General features: G+C 59.9%; 1 protein-coding gene. It reads left to right on the forward strand.

Annotated features, from left to right (window positions below; translation table 11 throughout):
• Nucleotides 1-589, forward strand: a 589-nt coding sequence (locus AEA42_RS16780; RefSeq protein WP_197278451.1) for a hypothetical protein, incomplete at both ends; no start/stop codon positions are given.

Genomic DNA, 589 nt, shown 5'->3' on the forward strand with positions numbered 1-589 from the left:
ACCGATGCAGCCAACAACACCTCAGGCCCAGGCTCTGACACTGCAACCGTGGCGGATGAAACCGCCCCGAATGCCCCGACCGTATTGATCGTCGATGACGGTAACCCAGGTGATGGCCTGCTGACGCAAGCCGAAATCAGCGGCAATGGCGCAGGTGTACAGTTAACCGTGAGCATCAATGCTGCGGACTTCAGTGCCGGCGGCCACGTGAACCTGACTATCGTCAATGGCACCGCGACCACCGATGTGGAACTGAAGCTGGTGAATGGGGCGCTGCAGTTTGCTGACGGCACTCCGGCGACAGGCTACAGCTACAACGCCACCACCGGCGTTATCAGCTGGACGGAAACCGCCCCGGGTGAAGGTGGCAGCATCACGGTCACCGCGACCCAAACCGATGCAGCCAACAACACCTCAGGCCCAGGCTCTGACACTGCAACCGTGGCGGATGAAACCGCCCCGAATGCCCCGACCGTATTGATCGTCGATGACGGTAACCCAGGTGATGGCTCACTCACGCAAGCCGAAATCAACGGTGATGGCGTACAGCTCCAAGTCACCATCAACCTCAGCGACTTTGCTGAGTGCA

The sequence above is a fragment of the Shewanella sp. Sh95 genome, from assembly GCF_001308045.1.
Lineage (GTDB): Bacteria > Pseudomonadota > Gammaproteobacteria > Enterobacterales > Shewanellaceae > Shewanella > Shewanella xiamenensis.